This is a genomic window from Streptococcus mitis SK575 (assembly GCF_000257865.1).
Classification (GTDB): Bacteria; Bacillota; Bacilli; order Lactobacillales; family Streptococcaceae; genus Streptococcus; species Streptococcus mitis_CQ.
This window is the reverse complement of record NZ_AICU01000078.1, coordinates 1-694: the sequence shown is the minus strand read 5'-3', so window position 1 is coordinate 694 and position 694 is coordinate 1. Positions and strand designations below refer to the sequence as shown.

The 694-nt window shown below is 41.9% G+C and carries 1 protein-coding gene; it reads left to right on the top strand.

All coding sequences use genetic code 11. The features are described from left to right. Nucleotides 1-694 (top strand): G5 domain-containing protein (locus tag HMPREF1048_RS10050; RefSeq protein ID WP_000586104.1); only part of this gene is annotated, 694 nt, incomplete at both ends.

Here is a 694-nt window from a genome sequence, read left to right as displayed (position 1 = left end):
TAAAATCACAGTAGCTGGTACTCCAGGAACTAAAACAGTAACTACCACTTATGCTGTGAATTCGACAGATGGCAGCCTCATTCCACATGAAGAACCGGCAGTAGTAGTCCCATCAAAACCGACAGTGGTCAAGGTCCCAGCTAAAGATGAGGTTGAATACCTTAAAGAAGGCGATAATATTGTTAAGAAGACTACCACTTACGAAGTGAATGCAAGCACAGGTGCTCTTACTCCTACAGTAAGGAAAGACATTGCCAGTCCAAATGGCGTCAAATCCAAAGTCGTAACCAAAATAATTCCGATAACAACACGGTATGAAGCAGATAAAACCAAAGATGTAGGAACTAATACGGTTACCAATAATGGATCTGAAGGTAAGATAGTAACAACAACATCAACACTTGTTAATGAAACTAATGGTACGGTAACGGATGAAACACCGGTCGTTAGTAGAACAGAAATGGTACCAAAAGTCGTTAAAGTTGGTGCCAAATCCAAAGTCGTAGAAACCCCGATTGAACCAGAAGTTGAGTATGTCAGAGATGGTGAAAGAGAAGTTGACACACCTAATGAACGCGTTGAAGGAGCTAAGGGTAAAACAGTTACTACAACCACTTACGATGTAGATTCAAAGGACGGTCATATCACAGAACACGTTGGCAACCCAGTCGTCACCCCAGCAGGCAAGACAATT